This is a genomic window from Mycolicibacterium sp. SMGY-1XX (assembly GCF_059132455.1).
This window is the reverse complement of sequence record NZ_CP101139.1, coordinates 2,263,345-2,285,446: the sequence shown is the minus strand read 5'-3', so window position 1 is coordinate 2,285,446 and position 22,102 is coordinate 2,263,345. Positions and strand designations below refer to the sequence as shown.

20 protein-coding genes are annotated in these 22,102 nt (G+C 65.4%); 5 read left to right on the top strand and 15 right to left on the bottom strand.

The annotated features are described in order from the left end of the window. Positions 1–132 precede the first annotated feature (132 nt). Positions 133–735 (top strand): uridine kinase family protein, encoded by a 603-nt coding sequence (locus NL241_RS11185; RefSeq protein ID WP_494397553.1) that lies wholly within the window; start codon positions 133–135, stop codon positions 733–735. Positions 736–765: 30 nt separating this feature from the next. Here the strand turns inward: NL241_RS11185 and groL are convergent, their stop codons facing one another. The 9 genes from groL to NL241_RS11140 all read right to left on the bottom strand — a co-directional run bounded on the left by groL (position 766) and on the right by NL241_RS11140 (position 10,537). Beyond that, positions 766–2,415: a chaperonin GroEL gene (gene groL, locus NL241_RS11180; protein ID WP_494397552.1), complete on the bottom strand. Its 1,650-nt coding sequence runs from the start codon at positions 2,413–2,415 to the stop codon at positions 766–768. A 26-nt stretch (positions 2,416–2,441) separates the two neighbouring features. Then, the gene (locus NL241_RS11175) at positions 2,442–3,467 is read right to left on the bottom strand and encodes an NAD(P)-dependent alcohol dehydrogenase (RefSeq protein ID WP_494397551.1); all 1,026 of its coding nucleotides are present in this window, start codon (positions 3,465–3,467) and stop codon (positions 2,442–2,444) included. Then, positions 3,464–4,198, bottom strand: a complete 735-nt coding sequence (locus tag NL241_RS11170; protein WP_487696470.1) for an iron-sulfur cluster assembly protein — start codon at positions 4,196–4,198, stop codon at positions 3,464–3,466. The genes NL241_RS11175 and NL241_RS11170 overlap by 4 nt, the downstream gene beginning before the upstream one ends. Further along, positions 4,195–5,250 carry an amidohydrolase family protein gene (locus NL241_RS11165; RefSeq protein ID WP_494397550.1) on the bottom strand — a complete coding sequence of 352 codons (1,056 nt, stop codon included), beginning with the start codon at positions 5,248–5,250 and terminating at the stop codon, positions 4,195–4,197. Before NL241_RS11165 ends, NL241_RS11170 begins: the two co-directional genes overlap by 4 nt. A gap of 39 nt (positions 5,251–5,289) precedes the next feature. Continuing rightward, a complete protein-coding gene (locus NL241_RS11160; RefSeq protein ID WP_487696472.1) occupies positions 5,290–6,336 on the bottom strand; it encodes a zinc-binding dehydrogenase in 1,047 nt (348 codons plus the stop codon). Between the two features lie 6 nt (positions 6,337–6,342). Next, on the bottom strand, positions 6,343–6,684 hold the full coding sequence (mimD, locus tag NL241_RS11155) for a propane 2-monooxygenase effector subunit MimD (RefSeq protein ID WP_487696473.1): 342 nt from the start codon (positions 6,682–6,684) through the stop codon (positions 6,343–6,345). Continuing rightward, positions 6,681–7,796, bottom strand: a complete 1,116-nt coding sequence (locus NL241_RS11150; RefSeq protein ID WP_494397549.1) for an aromatic/alkene monooxygenase hydroxylase subunit beta — start codon at positions 7,794–7,796, stop codon at positions 6,681–6,683. Before NL241_RS11150 ends, mimD begins: the two co-directional genes overlap by 4 nt. Positions 7,797–7,807: 11 nt before the next feature. Further along, positions 7,808–8,848, bottom strand: a complete 1,041-nt coding sequence (locus NL241_RS11145) for a 2Fe-2S iron-sulfur cluster-binding protein (RefSeq protein WP_494397548.1) — start codon at positions 8,846–8,848, stop codon at positions 7,808–7,810. A gap of 72 nt (positions 8,849–8,920) precedes the next feature. After that, positions 8,921–10,537, bottom strand: coding sequence for a ferritin family protein (locus NL241_RS11140; RefSeq protein ID WP_487696476.1), 1,617 nt, complete (start codon positions 10,535–10,537; stop codon positions 8,921–8,923). A gap of 229 nt (positions 10,538–10,766) precedes the next feature. Between NL241_RS11140 and NL241_RS11135 the strand changes: the two genes are divergently transcribed. Next, positions 10,767–12,524, top strand: a complete 1,758-nt coding sequence (locus NL241_RS11135) for a sigma-54-dependent Fis family transcriptional regulator (protein WP_494397547.1) — start codon at positions 10,767–10,769, stop codon at positions 12,522–12,524. 90 nt (positions 12,525–12,614) lie between these two features. Here NL241_RS11135 and NL241_RS11130 read toward each other — a convergent pair whose 3' ends face one another. Next, on the bottom strand, positions 12,615–14,573 hold the full coding sequence (locus NL241_RS11130) for an HNH endonuclease signature motif containing protein (RefSeq protein ID WP_494397546.1): 1,959 nt from the start codon (positions 14,571–14,573) through the stop codon (positions 12,615–12,617). A 455-nt stretch (positions 14,574–15,028) separates the two neighbouring features. Beyond that, on the bottom strand, positions 15,029–15,355 hold the full coding sequence (locus tag NL241_RS11125; protein ID WP_494397545.1) for an antibiotic biosynthesis monooxygenase family protein: 327 nt from the start codon (positions 15,353–15,355) through the stop codon (positions 15,029–15,031). A 61-nt stretch (positions 15,356–15,416) separates the two neighbouring features. Here NL241_RS11125 and NL241_RS11120 point away from each other — a divergent pair, with 61 nt between their 5' ends. Then, entirely contained in the window at positions 15,417–15,857 is a 441-nt protein-coding gene (locus NL241_RS11120) for a MarR family winged helix-turn-helix transcriptional regulator (protein ID WP_487696764.1), read from the top strand. Positions 15,858–15,956: 99 nt separating this feature from the next. Here the strand turns inward: NL241_RS11120 and NL241_RS11115 are convergent, their stop codons facing one another. Both NL241_RS11115 and NL241_RS11110 read right to left on the bottom strand, forming a co-directional pair. Further along, a complete protein-coding gene (locus NL241_RS11115) occupies positions 15,957–17,003 on the bottom strand; it encodes an alpha/beta hydrolase (RefSeq protein WP_494397544.1) in 1,047 nt (348 codons plus the stop codon). Between the two features lie 160 nt (positions 17,004–17,163). After that, positions 17,164–18,423, bottom strand: coding sequence for an MFS transporter (locus NL241_RS11110; protein WP_494397543.1), 1,260 nt, complete (start codon positions 18,421–18,423; stop codon positions 17,164–17,166). A gap of 102 nt (positions 18,424–18,525) precedes the next feature. On the opposite strand from NL241_RS11110, the gene NL241_RS11105 reads away from it, so the two are divergent. Next, a complete protein-coding gene (locus NL241_RS11105) occupies positions 18,526–19,428 on the top strand; it encodes a helix-turn-helix transcriptional regulator (RefSeq protein ID WP_487696761.1) in 903 nt (300 codons plus the stop codon). 50 nt (positions 19,429–19,478) lie between these two features. Here NL241_RS11105 and NL241_RS11100 read toward each other — a convergent pair whose 3' ends face one another. Further along, positions 19,479–20,501, bottom strand: coding sequence for a zinc-dependent alcohol dehydrogenase family protein (locus NL241_RS11100; protein WP_494397542.1), 1,023 nt, complete (start codon positions 20,499–20,501; stop codon positions 19,479–19,481). A gap of 12 nt (positions 20,502–20,513) precedes the next feature. Next, positions 20,514–20,999, bottom strand: coding sequence for a (R)-mandelonitrile lyase (locus NL241_RS11095; protein WP_487696759.1), 486 nt, complete (start codon positions 20,997–20,999; stop codon positions 20,514–20,516). A 124-nt stretch (positions 21,000–21,123) separates the two neighbouring features. Here NL241_RS11095 and NL241_RS11090 point away from each other — a divergent pair, with 124 nt between their 5' ends. Further along, positions 21,124–21,993 (top strand): helix-turn-helix transcriptional regulator, encoded by an 870-nt coding sequence (locus NL241_RS11090; RefSeq protein WP_494397541.1) that lies wholly within the window; start codon positions 21,124–21,126, stop codon positions 21,991–21,993. Positions 21,994–22,102: the final 109 nt, after the last annotated feature.

Here is a 22,102-nt window from a genome sequence, read left to right as displayed (position 1 = left end):
GGGACGATGTAACACTTTGTGCATACTGGCCCACTCTTGTCGGCCGGGAGTCCGCGGGGCGGGGCCGAGCCTGTGCACGCGTGCCGCTTCATCTGCACGCCATCGTCACTGGCAATCGTGAAACGAGAGGTCATGCACGAGCTGAGTTGGCAGTCGATATCGGTGAGCGCTCTGTTGGAGCGGCTGACACCGACACCGTCACCGCACCGGGTGGTCATCATCGGGATCGACGGCCGCAGTCGGTCCGGCAAGACCACCCTGGCTGACCGATTGGCCGCCACCGGTGAGGACATCGCCGTCATCCACACCGACGACGTGGCCTGGCATCACTCGTTCTTCGACTGGACCGAGGCACTGGTGGCCAACGTACTGCAGCCACTGCGAGAAGAGGGGCCGCCGCTGCGGTTCACACCTCAACCGTGGATCGAGCGCGGACGTCCGGGAGGTATCGACATTCCGGACGGAACTCGAATCGTCCTGGTCGAGGGAGTCGGCGCCGCCCGCGCGGAACTGTCCGAGTGGCTCGACGCGGCCATCTGGGTAGAGACGCCACCAGAACTCGCGATGCGACGCACGCGTGAACTCGACCGTGACCCAACGGGTTTCGTCGAGGACTGGATGCGCGCCGAGAACGCTCACCTTCTGCGTGACCAACCGTGGACGCGGGCGACGGCGATCGTGTCCGGTGGCGACCCCACAGCCGACGACGGGTCCGTGCGGGCATCGTTGCGCTGAACGCCTCAGTCGATGCGCAACTGGTGAGTCCTAGTAGATGTTCGACGGCCGGATCATACCTTCGGCCAGGTCCCCGAAACCGGGCGCCATGATCGCCCCCGGATGGCCCGCCACCTGCTCCACGATGGCGGTCTCGGTGGTGATCACCAGAGCCGCGATGGACGCCGCGCTCTCCAGCGCCGCCCGGGTGACCTTGAGCGGGTCGATGACACCTTCGTCGAACATGTCGCCGTATTCGCCGGTGAGCGCGTTGAATCCGTGCCCCAGCGGCAGATCCTCGACGATCTGCACCACGTCGTCTCCCTCGAAGCCGGCGTTGAGCGCAATCCAGCGCAGCGGCTCAGCCAGCGCCCGGCGCACCACCTGAACACCGATGCCCTCGTCGCCGGGCAGATCCAGCTCGGCCAGCGCCCGATGTGCCTGCGCCAGTGCCGTGCCACCGCCGGACACGATGCCCGCCTCCACTGCCGCCCGGGTGGCGGCCAGCGCGTCCTCGACCCGCAGCATGCGTTCCTTGAGTTCCACGCTGGTGGCACCTCCGACACGGATGACGGCGACACGGCCGGTCATCCGGGCGATCCGCAGATCGAGGCTGTCGCGGTCGGCGTCGATGCGGGCCCTCTCGCGCTGGGCCTCGAGCTGCCCCACCCGGGCGGACACCCGCGCCGGGTCGCCGTGTGCGCCGACGATCGTGGTGTCGTTCTCCGTCACCGTGATGCGGTCACACGAGCCCAGGTGCTCGAGCTTCACCTCGCCCAGTTCGAGGCCGGTGTCCTTGGCGATGACGTGCCCGCCCAGCGCGACCGCCAGATCCTCCAGTTCGGCAATCCGGCGGTGCCCGAACCCCGGTGCCCGCACCACCACCGACTGCATGGTCTTGTGCATGTTGCCGCCGACGAGCAGTTGAAGGGCCGCGCCGTCGACGTCTTCGGCGAGCACCACCAGCGGGCGGTCCGCACGCTTGGCGGCCTCGATGGTCGGCATGATCTCCTGCACCGAGGTGATCTTCTTGTTGGTCAACAGGATCAGCGGGTTGTCCAGCACGGCTTCCATGCGGTCCGGGTCGGTCACCATGTAGGCCGAGATGTAGCCGTGGTCGAACTCGATGCCGTCGACCACTTCGACGCTCAATCCCAGGGTGTCACTCTCCTCGGTGGTGATGACCCCGGGTTCGCCGACGTGCTCGACGGCAGAAGCGATGACCTCGCCGATCGATTCGTCGTCGCTGGCGGCCAACGTGGCGATGCGCAGCAGATCACTGCGGCCGCCGATTCCCACCGAGTGGGCGGTCAGAGCCTCCAGCACCACTGGCACGGTCCTCTCGATCCCGCGGCGGACCCGCATCGGGTTGGCGCCCTCGTCCACTGCGCGCAGACCTTCGCGCACCATGGCCTGCGCCAGGACGGTGGCCGTGGTGGTGCCGTCGCCCACCATGCCGTTGGTCTGCATCGCCACCTCCTTCACCAACTGGGCACCCATGTTGGCGAACGGATCGGACAGCTGGATCTCCCGTGCGATCGTCACGCCGTCATTGGTGATGACCGGTGGCCCGGTCAGCTTCTCCAGCACCGCATTCCGGCCCTTCGGGCCGAGTGTCACCTTGACCGCGTCGGCGAGGGCGTTGACGCCGGCCTCCAGGCGGGCCCGCGCGTCACGGTTGTACCGCAGCTCCTTTGCCATGGTGTTTCCTCTCGTGAAAGTGTCTGTCAGGGAATGAGAATCGCGCGGCCACGGACCTGGCCGGCGTCGAGATCGTCGATCGCGTTCTGGAATTCGTCGAGCTGATACTTGCTGGTGTGCAAGGTGACCTTGCCCTGCGCGGCCAGTGCCATCAGATCCTGCAGGTCGTTGTAGGAGCCGACGAGGTTGCCGATGAAGTTGATCTCGGTCGAGATGATGTCGATGGTGGGCACGTTGATGTTCTCGCCGTAGCCGACGACGTAGTAGTTGCCTGCCCGGCGCAGCATCGCCACGCCCTCGGCGGTGGCGCCGCCCTCGCCGACAAAATCGAGCACGGCTTCGGCGCCGTGGCCGCCGGTGAGGTCGAGGATGCGCTCGAGGTGAGTGCCGTCGGCCACGATGCCGTGGTCGGCGCCGATGTCGACGGCCAGCGCCACGGCGGAGGGATTGCGGTCGAGCACCACCACCTGGGCACCCGAGATCGCCTTGAGCACTTGGATTCCGATGTGACCGAGACCCCCGGCACCGATGACGACGCACACGTCACGGGGCCCGGTGGCCCGCGCGATCTTGGCGGCGGCGTGATAAGCCGTCAAGCCGGCGTCGGCGAGGGCGGCGACGTCGGCGGGCTCCAGGGATTCGTCGATCTTCACGACGCTGCGCGCGGTGGTCCGCAGGTACTCCGCGTACCCACCGTTGGTGTCGATTCCGGGGAATTGGCTGTTCTCGCAATGCACATCGTCGCCGGAACGGCATGCCCGGCACAGCCCGCAAGTGATCAGCGGATGCAGGATCACCTTGTCACCGGGTACCACGTTGATCACCGCGTCGCCGATGTCCTCGACCCACCCGGCGTTTTCGTGCCCGATCGTGTAGGGCAACGTGACGCCGGACTTCTGCTCCCACTGGCCCTCGAGGATGTGTAGATCGGTACGGCACACGCCGGCCCCACCGATCCTCACGATCACATCGAGCGGGCCGGCGACCACAGGTTTGGGCACCTCGGACAGTTGGAGTTTGGTGTGATAACCCACCACCTGGACGGCTCTCATGGTCTCCTCGTTCTCGCATCGACAAAGTGGGGCGTGGTGTTGCCGCCGTCTTCGTAGCGGGTGGCCAGCAGTCCGCGGCAGAAGTGGCTGTTTCCTTCCATGGAGATCCGGACCGAGCGGGCGAATCGCAACCGCATCGGTGCCTGTTCCACCGTCAGCGGTTTCCCGTCCTCATCCACCAGCACGCGACTGTTCGGGCACATGCTCAATCCGATGTCGAAGCGACGCCGCATCAGTGCCGCTTTTTCCTTGCCGTTGGGCAGATCACGCAGAGTGAGCTGATGCAGGTCCGCGTCGGCCAGCTCCTTTCGGCGTAGCAGGCCGGTGACGCAGCGTTCCATTGCGGCGGTGTGCGCCTTCTGCAGGAAGGTGCGCCGCAGCTCGTCCAAGCTGTCCTGCGCTTCGACTCCGAAGGTGCCCCGGTAGCCGGCGTCGGCGGCCAGGCCGGTGTTGATCTTGTCGCTGTCATGGTGGTCATCCAGCAGCACCCGCACCTGTCCGAATTCCCCGGCGGCCCGCAACGCGTCCATGGCATCGGAGGCCATCAGGTAGGCGAAGTTGGGTGAGCAGAAGGCGGTGGGTAGCCGCAGATGGACCTCGACGCCGGTGTCGTCGACGAGCACCGAACGGACGAACCCGAGATCGGTGATGGGTTCGTCCAACTCGGGATCGGTGACGGCGTGCAGCGCGGCCATCACCTCCTTCTCGACACTGACGACCGTGACCGTCACAGTGACACCGTCTCTTTGGCCCCCGCCTGTTTGGCACCCGCGGCCACCTCGACCTCGTCCTGGCCCGGCGTGGGCAGCTGCAGCTCGGTGGGTACCGCGATGTCGTACAGCGATGCCGCGTTGAGGCCCAGCACCTTTCGTTTCTGCTCGACGGTGATGGGCGCGTACTCGGCCATGTCCTCCGGGATCTGGAAATCGACGAACCTCTCGATCAGCCAGCGCGGGGTCCACAATGCGTAATCGCTGCTGAACAGGATCTTGTCCTCGCCGATCCAGTACAGCAGCTCCCCCATGATCTGAGCGAAATACCGGGGCCGGGTGTGGATGAACGGGATGGCCACCGCCAGGCCGCCGTACACGTTCGACTCCTGGGTGGCGATCCAGCAGAAGTCCTCCAGCCTGGGCAGCCCGACGTGCTCGACGATGAAGTTCAACTCCAGGTAGTCGGTGGCCACCTTGTCGATATCGGCGACGTCGAACGCATCCCGGTCCAGCGGCCGGATGGTCGGACCCTTGTGCACGTGAATGTTCTTGATGCCGAGGTTGATGCACTCCTCGAGGTAGCGACGCGACCAGTGCTCGTCGAGCTTGTAACCCCTTGAGTCACCGTGCCATTCGGCGGTGTAGAGCTTGACGCCCTTCAGCTTCATCCGGTCGGCATCGCGGCGCAGCTGCTCCAGGCCGGCCTCACCGTGGCGCGGGTCGTAGGCGTGGTTGTAGGTCAACTTGCCCGGATGGCGCTGCGTGAGTTCGAAAGCCTCCTCGGTCTGCCCGAATCCGTTGACGTAGAAGTCCGACAACAGGGTGGCCTGGAAGATCGCGTGATCGACATAGCCGTCGACGAACAGGTCCCGCATCAGACGGTCACCGCCGTAGTAGGTGTAGAGGTCGTAGTCCCACACCTCCTCCTCCGGGCTGAGGTTGCGGTGGTAGTCGTAGAAGCAGTCGATGAACTGCTTGCCGTGGATGTTCTTCAGGTTGGTGGCGCGGCCGTCCCAGAGGTGGACGTGGCTGTCGACGATGAAGTAGGAGTTTCCGTCTTTTTCATACATGTTGGACTGCTTCTGCTTTCGTGTGGGCTGGCGGTGCGATCACCGGGAGATGACGACCTTCAGGGCGTCGTGGGTGTCCGCGTTGGCGAAGACGTCGTAGGCGTCGAGCATCTGATCGAGTTGGAAGGAGTGCGTGCCGAAAGCGCCGGCGTCGACCTTGCCGTGCGCCAGGAGATCCAGCAGGGTGCCGACCGTGGTGCCGTTGACCAGGCCGGTGGTCAGCGTGATGTTGCTGATCCACAGGTTCTCCAGGTGCAATGTCACCGGTTTGCCGTGCACACCGACGTTGGCGATACGCCCACCCGGGCGGACCACGGTGGTGCACACCTCGAAAGTCTCGGGTATTCCCACCGCTTCGATCGCGACGTGGGCGCCTTGGCCGTTGGTCAGTTGCAGGACACGCTCCCGAACATCCTCCCGCTGGCTGTTGATGGTCTCATCCGCGCCGAAGGCGATGGACCGCTTGAGCCGCGATTCCGAGATGTCGACGGCGATCACCGTTGCGGCACCGTACAACCCGGCGGTACGGATGGCCGACAGCCCGATGGGACCCGCCCCGACCACCACCACCGAGTCCCCCGGCTTCACGGCCGCATTCTGGACGCCGATCTCGAACCCCGTCGGCAGCACGTCCGCCAGGAAGATCGCCTCTTCGTTGGTCACCGACCCGGGCAGCACGTGCACACTGGTTTCGGCGTACGGCACCCGGACGTACTCGGCCTGGGTCCCGTCGATGAGATGGCCGAAGATCCAGCCGATCCCGCCTACCGACGCACAATGGGACGGCATCGCCGCGCGACAGGGTCCACACTTGCCGCACGAGGTGATGGCAGGCACCAGCACCCGGTCGCCCACCTGCAGATCGGTGACCGCCGAACCCACTTCGGTGATGGTGCCCACCGCCTCGTGGCCCAGGACCCGGCCGGCCGTGACGGCCGGGACATCGCCCTTGAGGATGTGCAGATCGGTGCCGCAGATGGTGGTGGTGTCAACACGAACCACCACGTCGGTGGGATCGACCAACTGTGCGTCGGGCACCTCGGTCCACGACTTCGCGCCCGGACCGTCGAACACCAGCGCTTTCACAGCGGCCTACTTCACGGTGAGGTCGAAGCCGATGTACTCGGCGGCGTCCTCGGGGCTGGCGAACAGCAGGGTTTTGTCGTCGAGGTGGACCATCCGCCCGTAGTGGGTGGAGCTGATCTCTTCGAAGATGGAGCCGTCGAACTCCTGGCCCAGCGCGTCGGTCAGTTCGGCGTAGTCGAACTCGATCACCTTCACCCCGTCGACCCGGATCATCGACGGGTACTCGGTGAGCTCCACCCCGTCCTTGGCGCCCATCACGTCGGCGACCACGCGCCCGATCGGGGTGTTCATCAAGGTGACGCCGCACTTGTTGGAGAACTCGGTGGCGGATCCGAATTGCATGGTCACTTGCTGTGCTCCTTGTTGTAGGACAGCTCGATCGACTCGAGCAGGGAGGCGAACTTGTCTTCTGCGGCGGCCAGGCTGTCGGCGAAAGTGACGGCCTTCTCTGCCGGCTGCGACCACAGGGGTTGCAGCGCTTGGGCGGAGGCCACGCAGCGCGGCACCCAGGTGGCCAGCCACTGACCGAACAGTTCCTTGTTGGCTTCGCCGTACTGCTCGTCGCGGGTCAGCAGGCGGAACAGGTTTCGGGTGTAGGCCATATCGCGGTCGTAGTCGTATTCGCCGGTGCCGACGATGGTGGGGGTGATGTAGTCGCCGTTGCGCGCCGCGATCTGCATCACCAGTTCGCTGCGGAACAGCGACCCGACGAGTTGTTCGAAGACGATGTTGGTGGCGAACAACAGCTCGCACCAGTCGCCGACCGCGGTGAGCTGTTCGACGACCTCTCTGGTGGGTTGCCATTCCGGCGCCGAGTGCCACGTCGCCCGGTGTGCCTGCCCGTCGAAACCCTCGCCCACTTCCTCGGACAGATCGAGGTTGAACAGCGCCAGGTCCTGCGCGAACCGCATCTTGTGGGCAGCGTTCACCGCGACGGCGGTGTTGATCATGTTCGTCGGGCCCGAACGCTGGATCGCGGTGAAGACATGCAGTGCCAGTCCGTTCTCGGCGTGCATCCAGGCTCCGAGGTTGTTGGCCAGAAACCTCAGCCAGGCGGAGTTCCACCCGTCGTACACCCGCGCCCTCTTGGCGTTCTTCAGGCACAGCTCCACCTGACGCACCACCGCCGAATTGTTGCGGTAGATGGTCTGATTCCACTCCTCGTTGGTATCCAGGAAGGCGTGCCAGTTGGAGGACTTGGCGGCCGTCCACTCCTGCGGGTAACCGCCGGGCCCGTCACCGAAGCCGTAGATCCAGCCCTGCGACAGATGCCGTTCCGGATCGGGCTGCACGTCGACGGTGACGTCTTCGTACATGGTGGCCCGCAGTTTGGCGGGCTTGTAGTAGGAGTACGCGCGGCTCTTGGAGCTGGGGAACTCCAGCGCCCCCGCCTCCGAGTCGGTGAACTCGATCTTGGGGAAGCTTCTCTGTTTCGGGGTGCTGACGCTGGTTGTTGACACTGGCTGGCCTTTCAGTCGAATGCGGGGCTGGTGAACTTGTCGTAGAAGATCTGGTCCTGGGGCACGGCCTGGGTTTCGAGCAGGGCCAGGGCGGCGTCCACCATGGGCGGCGGGCCGCACAGGTAGACCTCCGTTTTTGCGATGTGCGGCTCGTTGGCCGACACGACGTCGGTGACATTGCCGGCCTCGACGCGCACCGAGGCGGGCACGTCGTCCATCGATTCCGACAGGCATGCGACGAACGAGAAATCGCGCAGTCCTGCACCAGCTTTGGCGATCTCGTCCAGGTAGAACAGGTCCGCGGCGGTCCGGGCGCCGTAGTAGAAGCGGACCGGCCGGCTGCACTCGGTCTCACTCATGTGCCGCAATAGCGAGAGGATGGGGGCCATCCCGGCGCCGCCGCCCACACAGACCACCGGCAGGACGTGACCGTCCTTGAGCGTGAACGAGCCGTAGGGCCCGGTCAGGTTGATCTCGTCGCCCACACTCAGGCCGCTCTCCAGCAGGGCTGCGAACTTTCCGCCGGGATACTTCTTGATGAGGAATTCGACTCTGCCGGGCGAGGATTGGGTGGTCGCCATGGAGAACGACCGGTGCTCGTCACTACCGGGGATGTGAACGTCGCAGTACTGGCCGGGTTTGAAGGCGAAGGTGGCCGGCTCGATCGGTTCCAGCTGCAGCGACACGATGTCGCGGGTCATGGGCACCAGGGCGGTGATGCGGGTCCGGATGTCCTGGATCGGCAGGCCGCCCAGCAGCTCGTCCTCGTCGAAGTTGAGCAACTCGATGGTGGAGTCACTGTAGGCGTGGGTGCGGCACAGCAGCACGTAGCCCTCGTCGACCTCGGAGTCGTTGCAGGCGAACGTCGAATGGCCCGCCATCTGGACGTCCCCGTCGAGCACAAACGACTTGCAGGCCGAGCACCGGCCCTCCCGGCAACCGTGCATCAGGTGGATGCCCTGCCGGAACGCCGCGTCCAGAATGTTCTCGTCCTCGCGGACCTCCATCTCGATGTCGACGGGTTCGAAGGTTATGCGGTGGATGTCAGCCACTGATTCTCCTGAGCTTGGTGATTTCGGCGCGCCCGTAACCGCTCAGCGGTCGCGAGCGCGCCGAAATCGCGGTCAACCGGCGCGGTAGGCGGCGACGTGTGCTTCCCGCTCGACATCGCTCATCTCGTTGAGCAAAACGTTGGGGCTGTTGAACACGTTGCCGCGCACGTCGTCCAACGTCCACATCTTCTTGGGGTCGAGATCCAGATGTGGTTGCGGGATCAGCGTTTTGCCGTCATCGCGGACGTATCCGAGGTCAGAGACGATATCGGCGAGGTCCTTGCCGTGGTGCAGGGTCTCCCACTCACGGAACCCGGTGAGGCGACCCATGTTCGGTGTGGGGCGGCCTTGGTATTCACTGCGGAAGGCCACCGCGTCGGTCCAGTAGCAGGTCTCCGAGCAGTAGGTGCGCCATTGGTCGTCCACCTTTTCGACCACCATGTCCTCGCGGATCAGGGCGGGCACCATGCAGGTCCAGCAGCGGTGCGGGTACTGGTAGCCGACTTCTTCGAATGCGATGGGCTTGTTGCGGCCCGGGTAGGCCAGCCGGTTGTAGTCCTCCCACCAGCGGCCGAACTTGTTGTACCACCCGGGGTACTTCTCCTCGAACCATTCGAAGTCCTTGTCGGTCATGGCATCGATGCGCCAGTAATTGACCGGCCAGCCGGTGGCGAAGAACCGGGCGACCTCGTGCACGTAGTGCTTGTCGACGATGCGTTTCCACGCTTCCTCGACCAGGTCGTGCGGGATGGTCAGGCCGTACTTCTCCAGCGGCAGCAGGTAACTGCGGTAGTAGTCGTCGTAGATCCACCGCCGCCACATCTCGGCGTAACTCTCGCGGTCCTTGCGCCGGTCCTTGGTGCCGTATTCGATGAAGGTGCCGATGGCGGCATCGACCACGCAGTGGTTGTTCCACCACGCGTAGCGCAGATCGCGTTCCAGCAGTGGGCGGTTACGTTCGTCGGCCAGCGCCATCAGCAGGATCGAATAGCCGTTGGAGATGTGCCGGGATTCGTCGGACTGCACCGAGTGGAACACCGTCGGCAGCAGGTAGTCGCCGTTTGCGGCGGCCTCATCGGGCATGGCGACGAAAAGCGTGTTGGTGAACGCAGTTTCGGCCACCACCGTCAGATAGATATTGGCGGCGGTGATCGCGTCGCCGGTGATGAAGCCCTCACCGAACTGCCGGCCGATGGTGCCGGCGTAGTTGTTGGCGAACGCCTTCTCGGTGATGTCGAACCCAGCGGGATCGATGTAGTTGTTCATGTAGAGCTTTTTGAGATTCATCTGGATGGTCGAGTGCCGTACCTCGTCGATCATCTGGACCGCGAGACCGTTGTGGATCTCGGGGTTCGGCACCGCGTCGATGGCCATCGGCATGGCACGGGCGGCCGAGATCTCGGGGAACGGGATGATCGACAGGAACAGCTTCTGCCATTCCAGCCACCGCTGCTGCACCTGGCGGAACATGTTGCCGCGGATGGCGCCGTCCATGGCGCCGTAGACGCGGTTGTCCTTCTCCTCTTCCATCGGGAAGTATGACCGCATGATCTGCTTGAGCGGATCCTTCTTCGGAGCCTTCTCGAAGGTGTAGTCGGTGCCGAAGCGGGTCGCCGGTGTGGCGAAGGTCGGTTCCCACGACAGTTCGGTGATCTTCGCGTGAGCCTTGGTCAGGCTTTGCCTACTCAAAGTGCGCCTCCTGGGTGCGAGCCGACCGGATGCCGGCGAATTGGTGGGGCGTCACCGATACAACCGTGTGGCACCGCACACAGACGTCTCACTATGAGACACAGCTCACAATCGGACGGTCGTCGTCCGGCCCTCGAAACGGGACGCCGGAAATCTCAAAATGAGACGCCGTCGGGATCCGGCGGGCTTATTCTGCGGGATAGCCCACAGGACCGAGGTCAGCCCCACCATGGTCAACAGAGCCGATGCCGCAGTAGACGCCAGGCGCGCGCGGGAACAGTTCCTGACTGCCGGCGCGCTGAGCACCGATGCCGTCGATCCCGGGGTGCTCAATTCCTGGCGGCGATCCCGTGACCTGCAAGTGCACCCCGACCGCGTCGATCTACCGTACGTACGCGACCCCGACACCGACACACCGCTGACCCACGCTGCTGCCCCGGTGCTGCGCAGGATCGCCGAGGATCTGTCGTCGCAGGCGGTCAGTGTGGTGCTCACGTCGGCCGACGGGCTGATCCTGGACCGCATTGCCGCCGATCCACGCTTCGAACGCACCCTCGATGACGTCCGGCTGGCCCGTGGCTACAGCTATGCCGAGGAGTTCGCCGGCACCAACGGCATCGGAACCACACTGGAAACCGGCAGGGCGGCGTTCATCCAGGGCAGCGAACACTACGTGGGAACCCTTGGCCGGTTGGCGTGCGCGGGTTCGCCTATCCGCGATCCCATCACCAGACGCATGCTGGGAGTGATCGACCTGACGTGTTGGGCCGCCCAGGCCGACCCGTTGTTGTTCGTGCTGGCCAAGAGCGCGGGCAGCCAGATCGAAGACCGCCTCAGCGCCATGAACAATGAAACCGAAACCGCGTTGCTGGACGTATATCTCAAACAAACCCGACGGTATCCCGCGGGCGTGCTGGCGATCGGCGGGGATGTGGTGCTGATGAACCCGTATCTGCGCCGCGCTCTGGACGCCGCCGATCAGACCGCGTTGTTGGACCACGCGTCGGATATGGCGTCGGCGTCGACGGCCCGTACGGTCGTCGCCGCGTTGCCCAGTGGGGCCACCGTCAAGATCTCTGCCGTCGAACGTGTTTCGGCACGGGTGCGCAACGACAGCGTCGTGTTCCACGTCGCACTGCACATCACCGAGAGCATCGCGGCGCCCAGCGGCGGCCAGACCATTCCCCGACTTGCCGGCCGGAGCAGTTCGTGGCGGCGCAGCTGCCAACAGGTCGAGCGCTGTTACCGCGACCGTGACTGGGTGGTCATCGAGGGCGAAATGGGTTCGGGCCGGACCAAATTGGGACAATCGGTAGCACAGTTCGTCACACCCGAACGCACCGTGCGCATCCTGCGCGTCGAATCATTCGACGACAGTGAGCAGTTGGTGGCCGAGTTCGACGCCGAGACCGACTGCGACGACTTCGCGATCATCCTCTCCAACGTCGACGAGCTGACCGAAGAGGTGCTCGAGCCGCTGGCGGCCAGTATGCAGTCCTGCGCCGGCCGGGGCTGGATCGCCGCCACCATGGGTACCGAACGACGGTCGCCGCTGGTGGACATGCTGGTGCTGCCGTTCTTCACCCACACCGTGACGGTCCCCGCATTGCGGCACCGGATCGAGGACCTCGACGAGCTGGTACCCATGCTGCTGAGCGAACTGACCCGTGGCTCCGGAGTCCGGATGGACGCCGAGGCCATGCGGCAGTTACGCAAGCTGCCGTGGCCCGGCAATGTCACCCAGCTGCGCAGCGTACTGGCCGAGACGGTGACCCGGCAGCGATCCGGAGTCATCGGTGTCGACAAACTGCCCGCGGCCTGTCGCTCGGTGACCCGACGCAAACTCACCCAGCTGGAGTCGCTGGAACGGGATGCGATTGTGCGCAGTCTGGCGGAGAACGGGGGCAGCAAGGCCGACGCCGCCGAAGCCCTGGGCATGTCACGCGCCACCATCTACCGCAAGATCAAGGACTTCGGGATAACTTGACCACGAGGCATTCGGCAGCTTGGCGCAACCGTGTGCTGCCTAAAGGCGACCGCACGCGCGACCCGCTGCCAATGGTGGTGGGTGGCTTCTCTAAAACGGTGACCTCCGTGGAGATTTCCCCAACGCGCGTTGCATGGCGTTGTAGTCGCGTTCGGCGTTGATGTGTTGTTGGCGGTCTTGGTCGCGGGTGCGTTTGCGGATGGGCATGGTGATACCCGGGTGCGCTGTGCGGCGTCTTGTGGGTGTCGGGGGTGGCAGGGCGGCGGTGGTGCAATTCCAGTCGGGGAACAGCAGTCTGCTCGTCGGTTGCGTGATGTAGGTGTGACCGGTGGGCGCGGTCCAGCGGACGTCACCGTTGGGCAATTGCTCGTCGCGCCAGCCTTCACCAAAGGTCTTCGCGAGGTGATGTTCTCGACACAACACCTTGCCGTTGGAGGGGTGGGTGGGTCCACCGTCGCCGTGCGGGACGGTGTGGTCGATGTCGGCGTATTCGGTTTTGCGGGTGCAACCCGGGAACCGACATCGCATGTCCCGGCATTGGATGAACTCGCGGGCCTTGCCGGTGAACTTGTAGCCGCGGGCAGGTGCCGCGGGCGGGATCGGGAGAGCTTTGACGGTGGCGCCGTCGCGGAGCATGGCGGCGAGTTGGTCGAGTGGGATGAGGGTGCCGCCGAGGGTGACGGCGGGGCGGGGCCGTCGTCGTGGGGTGAAGGCCGCCGGCGTCTGCGGTTCAGGCTGATGCCGGGTCGAGGGTGAGTCCTGTTGCACGGCAATGTTGTTCGCGTGGTCGCGATCATGTGCCGCTGCGGTGGAGCCGCCGCCGTCCGGGTCGACCGGTTCGGGTGGGGGTTGCGGTGAACTACCGTCGCCCCACGGTGGCTGGCCGGTATCGCCGTCGTCGTCTCCGGGCTCGGCATTGGCGTCGGTGCCCTCGCCCGTCTCATCAAGATGATCAGCGCCGCTGCGATCACCCTCAACGCCGGCGCTGTCGGCGGTGAACCAGTGTGACCAGTCGGCTTCAGCGCCAACCGTCGAGTCGGGCTCAGGCCTGGACTCGGGGTCGGGTATGGCAGTGGTTTCCCAGGGCGGCGCTGGGGGTGGGGTGGCCGTGCGGGCGGCTTCGACGGCGTCGGCCTCGCGGGCCAGCACCTCGTAGTCGATGGTGGGTGGGGCCGCGGTGGCATCGGTGGACTGGGCTTGGCGCAGGGCGTCGATCTGGGCCAGCACATGTTCGAGGGCGCCTTGTTCGGCCAGCACATGAATCACCGCCGACGGCACCGCCGAAGGCAGACTGGCTGCCTCGCAAGTGCGGTCACCGCACTGACAGGCCAGCCGGTCGTGACGGCGGTACACCGCCCCCAGCGCCGCGGCCCGCAACTCCCCCTTACTGCGCGGATCGTTTTTGCACACCGTCCCAGCCAGGGCATTGAGCACCCGCATCCCCAACTCCGCATCAGCTGCCGAGATCCGCCCATACAGCGACGCGGTGCCGGTGGCGTCATCGCGTTTACCGAACCCCACATCACAGCCTTGGGCGGCCTCACGGTAGCGGCGCACCGCATCGGGGTCGTGTTCTTCGATGATCGCATCCACGGCCAGCACCAGGTCATCATCGGAGAGCAGGGTGTAGCCGCCCGCCCGGGCGGCGAGCGCGGCATCGACGGTGGCCTGCACCGACGGCAGCAGCAGCTCGGTGCGGTAGATCAGGGTTTCGACCACCCGGATGTTGAGGATCCCTTCTTCCAGGAGGGCGGCGACCTTCGGGGACCGGGCCAGCCCTTCGGCCAGCCGCATCTGGGTGGAGGCCCGCCGTGCGCTCAGCCGCATCACCGGGCCCACCTGATCCCGCACGGCGTTCCATTCGTCGTAGGCCCAGGTTTTCTCTTCGGCGGCGGCGTGGTCTTTGTGGTGGGCCAGCAGGCGGGCGATCATCGTCCATTTGTGCGCGACCATGGTGGCCTCAGCGCGGTGGAAGGCGCCGATGGCATCGACCATCGCCGCGGGGGACAAATCCCCGCAGGTGGTCGGATCAATCAGCTCTTCGAACATGCTTTCGAGACTACCCACACCCACCGACAAGACATGCGCCACAAGGCAATCCACCATGACAAGCGCCTACTCATCCACAGTCTGATGGCGCGGGTCTTGACACACAGCAGCGCGCGTGTTCCACCCCATCAGGAAGCACGTCCGGGCCAGCGTTCATCACGGGGGACGTCAGCAGGCACTCTTCTTGCCATGCCCTCGAGGCCGTCGGTCGCGCAAGAAGACCTCACCGTCGCTGGCGCCACGCTCGACTAGTTGCCACCGGAGATCACGGCGACATCGTTCAACTCATCGAGAAGCATGACGCTGCTTCAGGTCTCGATGTCGTCACCGACCGCCGAGACGACGTCGGCCGATGTCGGATTCTCGGAGTCCGTGACCCAAGGGATCGGGAAGTGGAGTACCGGGCATGGTCATGGCCGCGAAATACCCGCAGCGGCTCGTGCGAAAACAGTTGGTCAGTAATTCGTGTGGACCGATTCGACCGTGTACAGATGCGGGTCAAAACCGACGGCGAGCGCGGCCGCCTGCCCCATGTGCTCGCGGGCCAACGGATTCTCGAACATGCGCCGGTAGGCCTCCTCGCTGTCCCACTGGGCGTAGTTGACGACGCGGGTGGCGTCGGTGCTGACGTGGATGTTGGCCGCCCGGAAGCCCGGCTGATGCTGCATGACGTTCTCGGTGGCGGCGGTCAAGACCGCGGCGAGTTCGTGCGCCTTGCCGGGCTCCACGGTGAAGACGTTGATCAGGGTGACGTAAGGCCCGCCGGCCTGAATGGTGGTCATCGTTCCTCCTTGTCAGGTTCCTTACACATGATCAGGTTAGCACTGCTGTAAGGTTCCTGTCATGGAGGTGCCCGCGACCGAGCGTGCGGCCGGTTATCTGATCAAGCGGGTGCAGCAGGCTTTCCGGCGGCGCAGCGATGCCGCCCTGCGCAGTGCCGGGGTGTCGATGGCGCAGTATGCCGTGTTGCGGGCGCTGGCCGACCATCCCGACGCCTCGGCCTCGGAACTGGCCCGGTTGTGCTTCGTGACCCGTCAGTCATTGCAGGACGTGCTGGCCGGTCTCCGAGCCGCGCGGCTGGTGCAGGACGCCGACACTCCCCCGCGCGGGCGGGCGCGCTCGCTGGAGTTGACCACGGCCGGACGCGATCGGCTGGCTGCCGCGGACGATGCGGTGATGGCCATCGATTTCGCTATGCTGCAAGGTCTTTCGAGGACCGACAGGGTACATCTGGTGAAGCTGCTGCAGCGTTGTGCCCACAACCTCGAAGCAACCGAGGATTGACGCTCAGGGGCCTCGGACCGCGTGAGCTGCCATGGTCCGGACAGCAGAGCGCCCGGCGACGGACTCGTTGAGCCCAGTCGCCGGACGCCCCGGGTCACATCATCGATTGTCCAGATTGGTCCTGAAGAACGTTGTCAATGCATCGAACGGAATGAGGTCAACCCGGTCGTAGAGGTCGACGTGACCCGCTCCCGGCACCACCACCAGTTCTTTGGGCTCGTTGGCCAATTGGTAGGCCTGCTGGCTGAACTCCCGTGAATGTGCCTCATCACCGGTGATGAACAGCATGGGGCGCGGCGAGATGGTCTCGATGTCCTCGAACGGATAGAAGTTCATGAACTTGACGTTGCTGCTCAGCGTGGGGTGGGTGGTGGTGTCAGGACTGAAACCCCTTTCGGTGCGGTAGAAATCAAAGAACTCCCGGTCGATGTCCGTCGACTGGTCGGTCAGCTCCTCCGGGGTGCCGCTGGTGTATTGGGTCTCGCCTCCGGTGAACTCGACATCCCGTTGTTGCGCCGCCTGCTCGAGGATCTCCCGCCGCTGGTCGAGTGACAAGGAGCTGTTCAATCCCTGCCGATTCGCCGTGCCCATGTCATACATGCTCACGGTCGCAACCGATTTGATCCGCGGATCGATCTTGGCCGCACTGATGACGAAACTGCCGCTGCCGCAAATACCGAGTGCGCCGATCTTCTCGTCAGCGACGAACGACTGGGTACGCAGGTAATCAACCGCGGCGCTGAAGTCCTCGGCATAGATGTCCGGGGAGACACTGTTGCGCGGTTCGCCATCACTTTCACCCCAGAACGACAAGTCGATGGACAAGGTGACGAAGCCCTGCTCGGCCAGCTTGGTTGCATACAGATCCGCGCTCTGTTCCTTCACCGCCCCCATCGGGTGGCCCACCACGACTGCCGGGTGCCCGCTGTCGCGGTCGATATCGTTGGGGACAAAGAGGTTCCCGGCCACATTCATCCCGTACTGGTTCTGGAAGCTGACGTCCTCGACGCTCACCTGGTCGCTTGTGTAGAAGTTGTCTGCCCCGTCGGAGGTGTCGCCGGGCGGTAGTACGGGGGCCGCTTCGGCAGCCGAGGGCGCCGCAGTGTCAGCGGGACCGGACGCGGTGCAGCCCGACGCGGCGAGCATTCCGACAATCGCTGCGCTCGCGCCAGCCAGTCTCACCAGGCTGCGCCGACGCCGACGTGGCACAGTCGGTACGTAGTGGGCGGAATTTTGTCTGTTCACGGTCGATTCTCCTTCTGTCATGTGCGAGACTGTCTCGCGCACAATGTGTTTGGTTACAACGTCAGCGGTCAGGTGCCGATGCCCGGGCCGGTTGCCTGGTGAACGCGAGCACCGCCACCGGAACCAGCGCACAACCGGTGAGCGCGGCACCGAGTACCGCCGGGCCGACGAGATGGAGTGGGCCGGCGAGGGTGGCGCCGGCCAACGCCGAACCCCCTGCGGTGCCGAAGTTGAATGCGGCGGTGGCCAGTGACGAGGCCAGCGTGGAGTCGCCGACCGCGTGCTGGAGTGCCTGAGCGATCAGCACCGGGTTGGCGCCGAGGCCGCTTGCGCCGAGAAGCACGACGAGCCCGACCACGATCGTCGAATGATCCGCCACCATCGACAGCAGCGCCAACGCCGCCGCGGTGGTCGAGACTGCAACCGCCACCACAGCCAGCGGTCGACGGTCGCCGAACCGACCGCCCAGCGCTGTCCCCGCCAGCGCTCCTATACCGAATCCGACCAATACGAAAGGCACCAGCGCCGCCGGAATTCCGGCGCGCTCGGTCAGCAGCGGGCTGACATAGCTGTAGGCACCGAGGAAGCCCGCCTGGGCGAAAACGATCGCCGCCAGGACCATCCACATCCGCCACGGCCGCACGGCGGCGATCTCGCCACGGATCGGTGTCGCCGCCGGCCGGTCCCCGGCGGCGCGGGGCGCGAACCGCACGACGGCCGCGATCATCACCAGCGCCAGCACCGCAAGCATCCAGAAGGGTCCGCGCCACCCGGCGACCTGGCCGGCGAGAGTTCCCAGCGGCACGCCCAGGACTACCGCGAGGCTCAATCCGCCCGACATCACCGCCAACGCCCGCGCACCGGCCCCGGGCCCCGCTGAGGTCGTCGCCAACACCGCACCCACCGCCCAGAACGTCCCGGTGGCCAGCGCGGCGACAACCCGCGTTGCGGTCACGACGGCGAAGGAGTCACTGACCGCCCCCACCGCATGGCTGGCAGCGAAGACGGTCAGCGCGCCGACCAGTGTGGCGGTGGCCGGCAAACGCAGAGTTGCCAGCGCCATCACCGGCGGGCCGATGATCATGCCGACTGCGAAGGCGGTGACCAGAAGTCCGGCCCGGGCGGTATCGACATCGAGGCCGGCGGCCACCTCGGGCAACAATCCGGCGATCATGAACTCCGTGGTGCCCATCAGGAAGATGCCGGCGCCGATCACATACACGAGGTTCGGGAGGCGGCCGCGGTAGGTGCCTTGCTCATGCTCGGTCGGCGTGCGTCCGAAGTCCCGCGTACTCGGCTTGTGTCGGTCCGTAACTGGCATGGCTGCCACGAAACACTGCTTCGGATCGGACAGGCACTGCCTGAGGTGGGGTGTACCGATAGTGCACCCCAGCTGCGGGGGAACGCTCGTACCGTAGATGGCATGGACAATCGTGCCGAGACCCGCGAGTTCCTGATGTCGCGGCGTGCCAAGATCACGCCGCAGCAGGCCGGAATGCCGGTGTACGGAACGCGGCGGGTGCCGGGGCTGCGCCGCGGAGAGGTCGCCGCGCTGGCCGGTGTGAGTATCGAGTACTACAGCAAGCTGGAGCGAAGCGGCCTGGGCGGGGTGTCGTCCTCGGTCCTCGATGCGATCGCACGCGCGCTGCAACTCGACGACGCCGAACGCGCCCACCTGTTCCATCTCGCGCACGCTGCTGACGGCACCATCGCCGGTATGCGACCGCGCCGCCGCGCCAGCAAGCGTTGGAGCCCGCCCCCGAGTCTGCAGTGGGTGCTCGACAAGTTCGCCGCCCCGGCAATCGTACGTAACGGCCGCATGGATCTCTTGGCCGTCAACCACCTCGGCCGCGGGATGCACTCATCGTTGTTCGACAGGTCAGATCCATCCCGGCCACCGAACTTCGCCCGCTACACCTTCCTCGACGACGATTCCCATCGCTTCTACCCACACTGGGATGACGCCGCCGACATCTGCGTGTCCATCCTGCGCACCGAGGCGGGGCGTGACCCGCTCGATGACCAGCTCCAGGACCTGGTAGGTGAATTATCGACGCGCAGTGTGGATTTCCGCCGGCGCTGGGCCGCACACGACGTCCGCCAGCATGGCGCAGGCGCCAAACACTTTCATCACGAGGTGGTTGGCGATCTCGAATTGTTCTATGAGAGCGTGGATATGATCTCCGAACCAGGCTTGACCCTTACGCTGTACGCGGCCGAACCTGCCTCCCGCACCGCCCACGCGCTCGATCTACTCGCCTCGTGGACAGCCAACTCCGTATCGGATCAACACACCTCATCACAGGCCGGCGGTATCACCCAGTGACGGTGCCACTGTCCGGCGGGCAAGTGGTGACCCGACAGCCCGACCGAGCATCAGGTGGTGAGCAGGACCTTGACCGCGCTGCGCTCGTCCATGGCACGGTATCCCTCAGCAGCGGCGTCAAGGGGCAACGTCTTGTCGAAAACCTTGCCGGGGTTGATGTCTCGATTCCAGATCACGTCAATCAACTCTGGCAGGAAACGCCGCACCGGGGCCGGTCCGCCGTGTAGGTGTACCGCCGAGAAGAACAACTCCTCGCCCGGCAGCTCGACACCGTGCGACACGCCCACATAGCCGACGTGGCCCCCCGGCCGGGTTGACCTGATGGCCTGCATCATCGACTCCTGCGTACCGACGGCCTCGATGACGCTGTGTGCACCGTGTCCACCGGTGAGCTCTTTGATCATGGCGACACCCTCATCGCCGCGTTCCTCGACGATGTCGGTGGCACCGAACTCTCGGGCAAGACGTTGCCGGTCGGCGTGACGGCTCATGGCGATGATGCGCTCGGCGCCCAGCTGTTTGGCGGCCAGAACCCCCAGCAATCCCACCGCTCCGTCACCCACCACGGCCACCGTCTTCCCCGGGCCCACTTCGGCGGCGACCGCCCCGAACCACCCGGTGCCGAGCACATCCGAGGCAGCCAACAGGCTGGGAATCAACTCAGGCTCCGGCACCTCGGGGGTGGGTACCAGCGTGCCGTCGGCCAGCGGGATCCGCGCGTACTCGGCCTGGGTGCCGATCGCGCCCATCAGTACGGCGTGTTCGCATCGGCTCTGGTAACCGGCCTGACAGATCTCACAGGTGTTGTCGGAGGCGAAGAATGATCCGACGACGAATTGCCCCGGCTTCAGAGTGCTGACGTCCTTGCCGACTTCTTCGATGACGCCGACGTACTCGTGCCCCATGGGGGTGGGTGAGCTCACGTCGTCCAGTCCGCGCCACGGCCACAGGTCCGAGCCACAGATACAGGCGGCCGACAGACGGATGATGGCGTCGGTGGGTTCGATGATCGTCGGATCGGGCCGCGTCTCGACGCGTACCTCACCGGGGGCGTGCATGACGACACCACGCATGTTCTCGTCTCCCTACTGAAAATACTGCTCGTCGGTGACGTGTTCCATCCAGTGAACCGGAGTGCCGTCGACGAAGGTCTGGATCGCGATGTGAGTCATGGCGGTCTCGTTGCCACCGCCGTGCCAATGCTTGACGCCGGGCGGGGTCCAGATCACGTCACCGGCGCTGATCTGCTGCTTCTGCCCGCCCCATTCCTGCACCCAGCCGGTGCCCTCGGTGACAACCAGCGTCTGGCCGCCCGGGTGCGTGTGCCACGCGGTTCGCGCGCACGGAGTGAACGACACCTCCGCGGAGCTGAAGTTGCGGGAGTCGTTGGTGTCGAACAGCGGTTTGACGGTCACGTCACCGGTGAAGGTCTCTGCCGGTCCCGCGGCCGCCGGACGCTCGTCATTACGCGAGATCTCCATTGGGGCCTCCGCGCCGGCGGGGGTCGCCTTCCACAGCCCCAGCGGCACCGCCGCGGCCAGGACAGCGGCCACGGACATCATCCGTCTCATCGTCAACTCCTTCTGTGCGGTTCTCCTCCACCATGACGCCGTCTGGACCGGCCAGGCAGTGACTGGCTACCCAGGTACTGGCAGTACATCCCTGGCGGCCCGTAGCCGACACACTCTCGATGGGGTGGACAGCAAGAACGACATCCGCGAGTTCCTGACGACGCGCCGGGCGAAAATCTCCCCGGAGCAGGCAAACTTGCCGTACTACGGGAAGCGACGGGTGCCCGGATTGCGACGGGAAGAGGTCGCCGCACTGGCTGGTGTCAGCGTCGATTACTACAACCGGCTGGAGCGCGGCAATCTGGCCGGTGTCTCCGAGGCCATCCTCGAATCGATCGCCAACGCGTTACGACTCGACGAAGCCGAGCGGCTGCACCTAAACCGTCTGGCGCGCGCCGCCAACCCCGTGCCCCGCGCCCGGCGGGCCACCAAGCGCCCACAGTTGAGCCCCAGTATCCAACGCGTTCTCGACGGCATGTCCGATGTCGCCGCCATCGTCCGCAACGGGCGGATGGACCTGCTGGCGTCCAGCACCTTGGGCCTTGCGCTGTACTCCCCCGCTTACGACGAAGAGCCGGACCGGCCGAACCTGGCCCGGTTTGCATTCCTGAGTCCAGCGGCCAGAGCCTTCTACCCCGATTGGGAAGGCGCCGCCAACGTGTCGGTGGCACTGCTCCGCACGGAGGCCGGCCGCAATCCGCACGACCCTGCGCTGACCGCCCTGGTGGGTGAACTGTCAACGCGTAGTGACGAATTCAGGGTTCGGTGGGCTTCGCACAATGTGCGCACACACTACAGCGGCTGCAAGGTGTTCCACCACCCCGCCGTCGGTGACCTGACCCTCAACTATGACGTGATGGATCTCCCCGGTGACAGTGGATTGTCGCTGACGGCCTACACCGCCGCGGCGGACTCCACCTCTGCCGACGGCCTCAAACTCCTGGCCAGCTGGGCGGCAACGGCTTTCGCCGACACCGACAACTCGACCACCTGACCCGCCGTTGCCCACACCGCTCCAGACCCCCGTCTGATGGCCGTACTTTGTCCCAGCCCGACAGAGAGAAGCTGACGTTGATCAACGACGACGAGTCCTCCGTACCCGA

Excerpts from the sequence above, each read along its gene's own strand:
- NL241_RS11100 (WP_494397542.1), bottom strand. The coding sequence starts at position 20,501 with ATGCGTGGTGTCGTCATGCACGCCCCCGGTGAGGTACGCGTCGAGACG.
- NL241_RS11115 (WP_494397544.1), bottom strand. The coding sequence starts at position 17,003 with ATGCTCGCCGCGTCGGGCTGCACCGCGTCCGGTCCCGCTGACACTGCG.
- groL (WP_494397552.1), bottom strand. The coding sequence starts at position 2,415 with ATGGCAAAGGAGCTGCGGTACAACCGTGACGCGCGGGCCCGCCTGGAG.
- NL241_RS11125 (WP_494397545.1), bottom strand. The coding sequence starts at position 15,355 with ATGACCACCATTCAGGCCGGCGGGCCTTACGTCACCCTGATCAACGTC.
- NL241_RS11095 (WP_487696759.1), bottom strand. The coding sequence starts at position 20,999 with ATGAGACGGATGATGTCCGTGGCCGCTGTCCTGGCCGCGGCGGTGCCG.
- NL241_RS11165 (WP_494397550.1), bottom strand. The coding sequence starts at position 5,250 with ATGTATGAAAAAGACGGAAACTCCTACTTCATCGTCGACAGCCACGTC.
- NL241_RS11105 (WP_487696761.1), top strand. The coding sequence starts at position 18,526 with ATGGACAATCGTGCCGAGACCCGCGAGTTCCTGATGTCGCGGCGTGCC.
- NL241_RS11110 (WP_494397543.1), bottom strand. The coding sequence starts at position 18,423 with ATGCCAGTTACGGACCGACACAAGCCGAGTACGCGGGACTTCGGACGC.
- NL241_RS11130 (WP_494397546.1), bottom strand. The coding sequence starts at position 14,573 with ATGTTCGAAGAGCTGATTGATCCGACCACCTGCGGGGATTTGTCCCCC.
- NL241_RS11185 (WP_494397553.1), top strand. The coding sequence starts at position 133 with ATGCACGAGCTGAGTTGGCAGTCGATATCGGTGAGCGCTCTGTTGGAG.
- NL241_RS11120 (WP_487696764.1), top strand. The coding sequence starts at position 15,417 with ATGGAGGTGCCCGCGACCGAGCGTGCGGCCGGTTATCTGATCAAGCGG.
- NL241_RS11135 (WP_494397547.1), top strand. The coding sequence starts at position 10,767 with ATGGTCAACAGAGCCGATGCCGCAGTAGACGCCAGGCGCGCGCGGGAA.
- NL241_RS11175 (WP_494397551.1), bottom strand. The coding sequence starts at position 3,467 with ATGAGAGCCGTCCAGGTGGTGGGTTATCACACCAAACTCCAACTGTCC.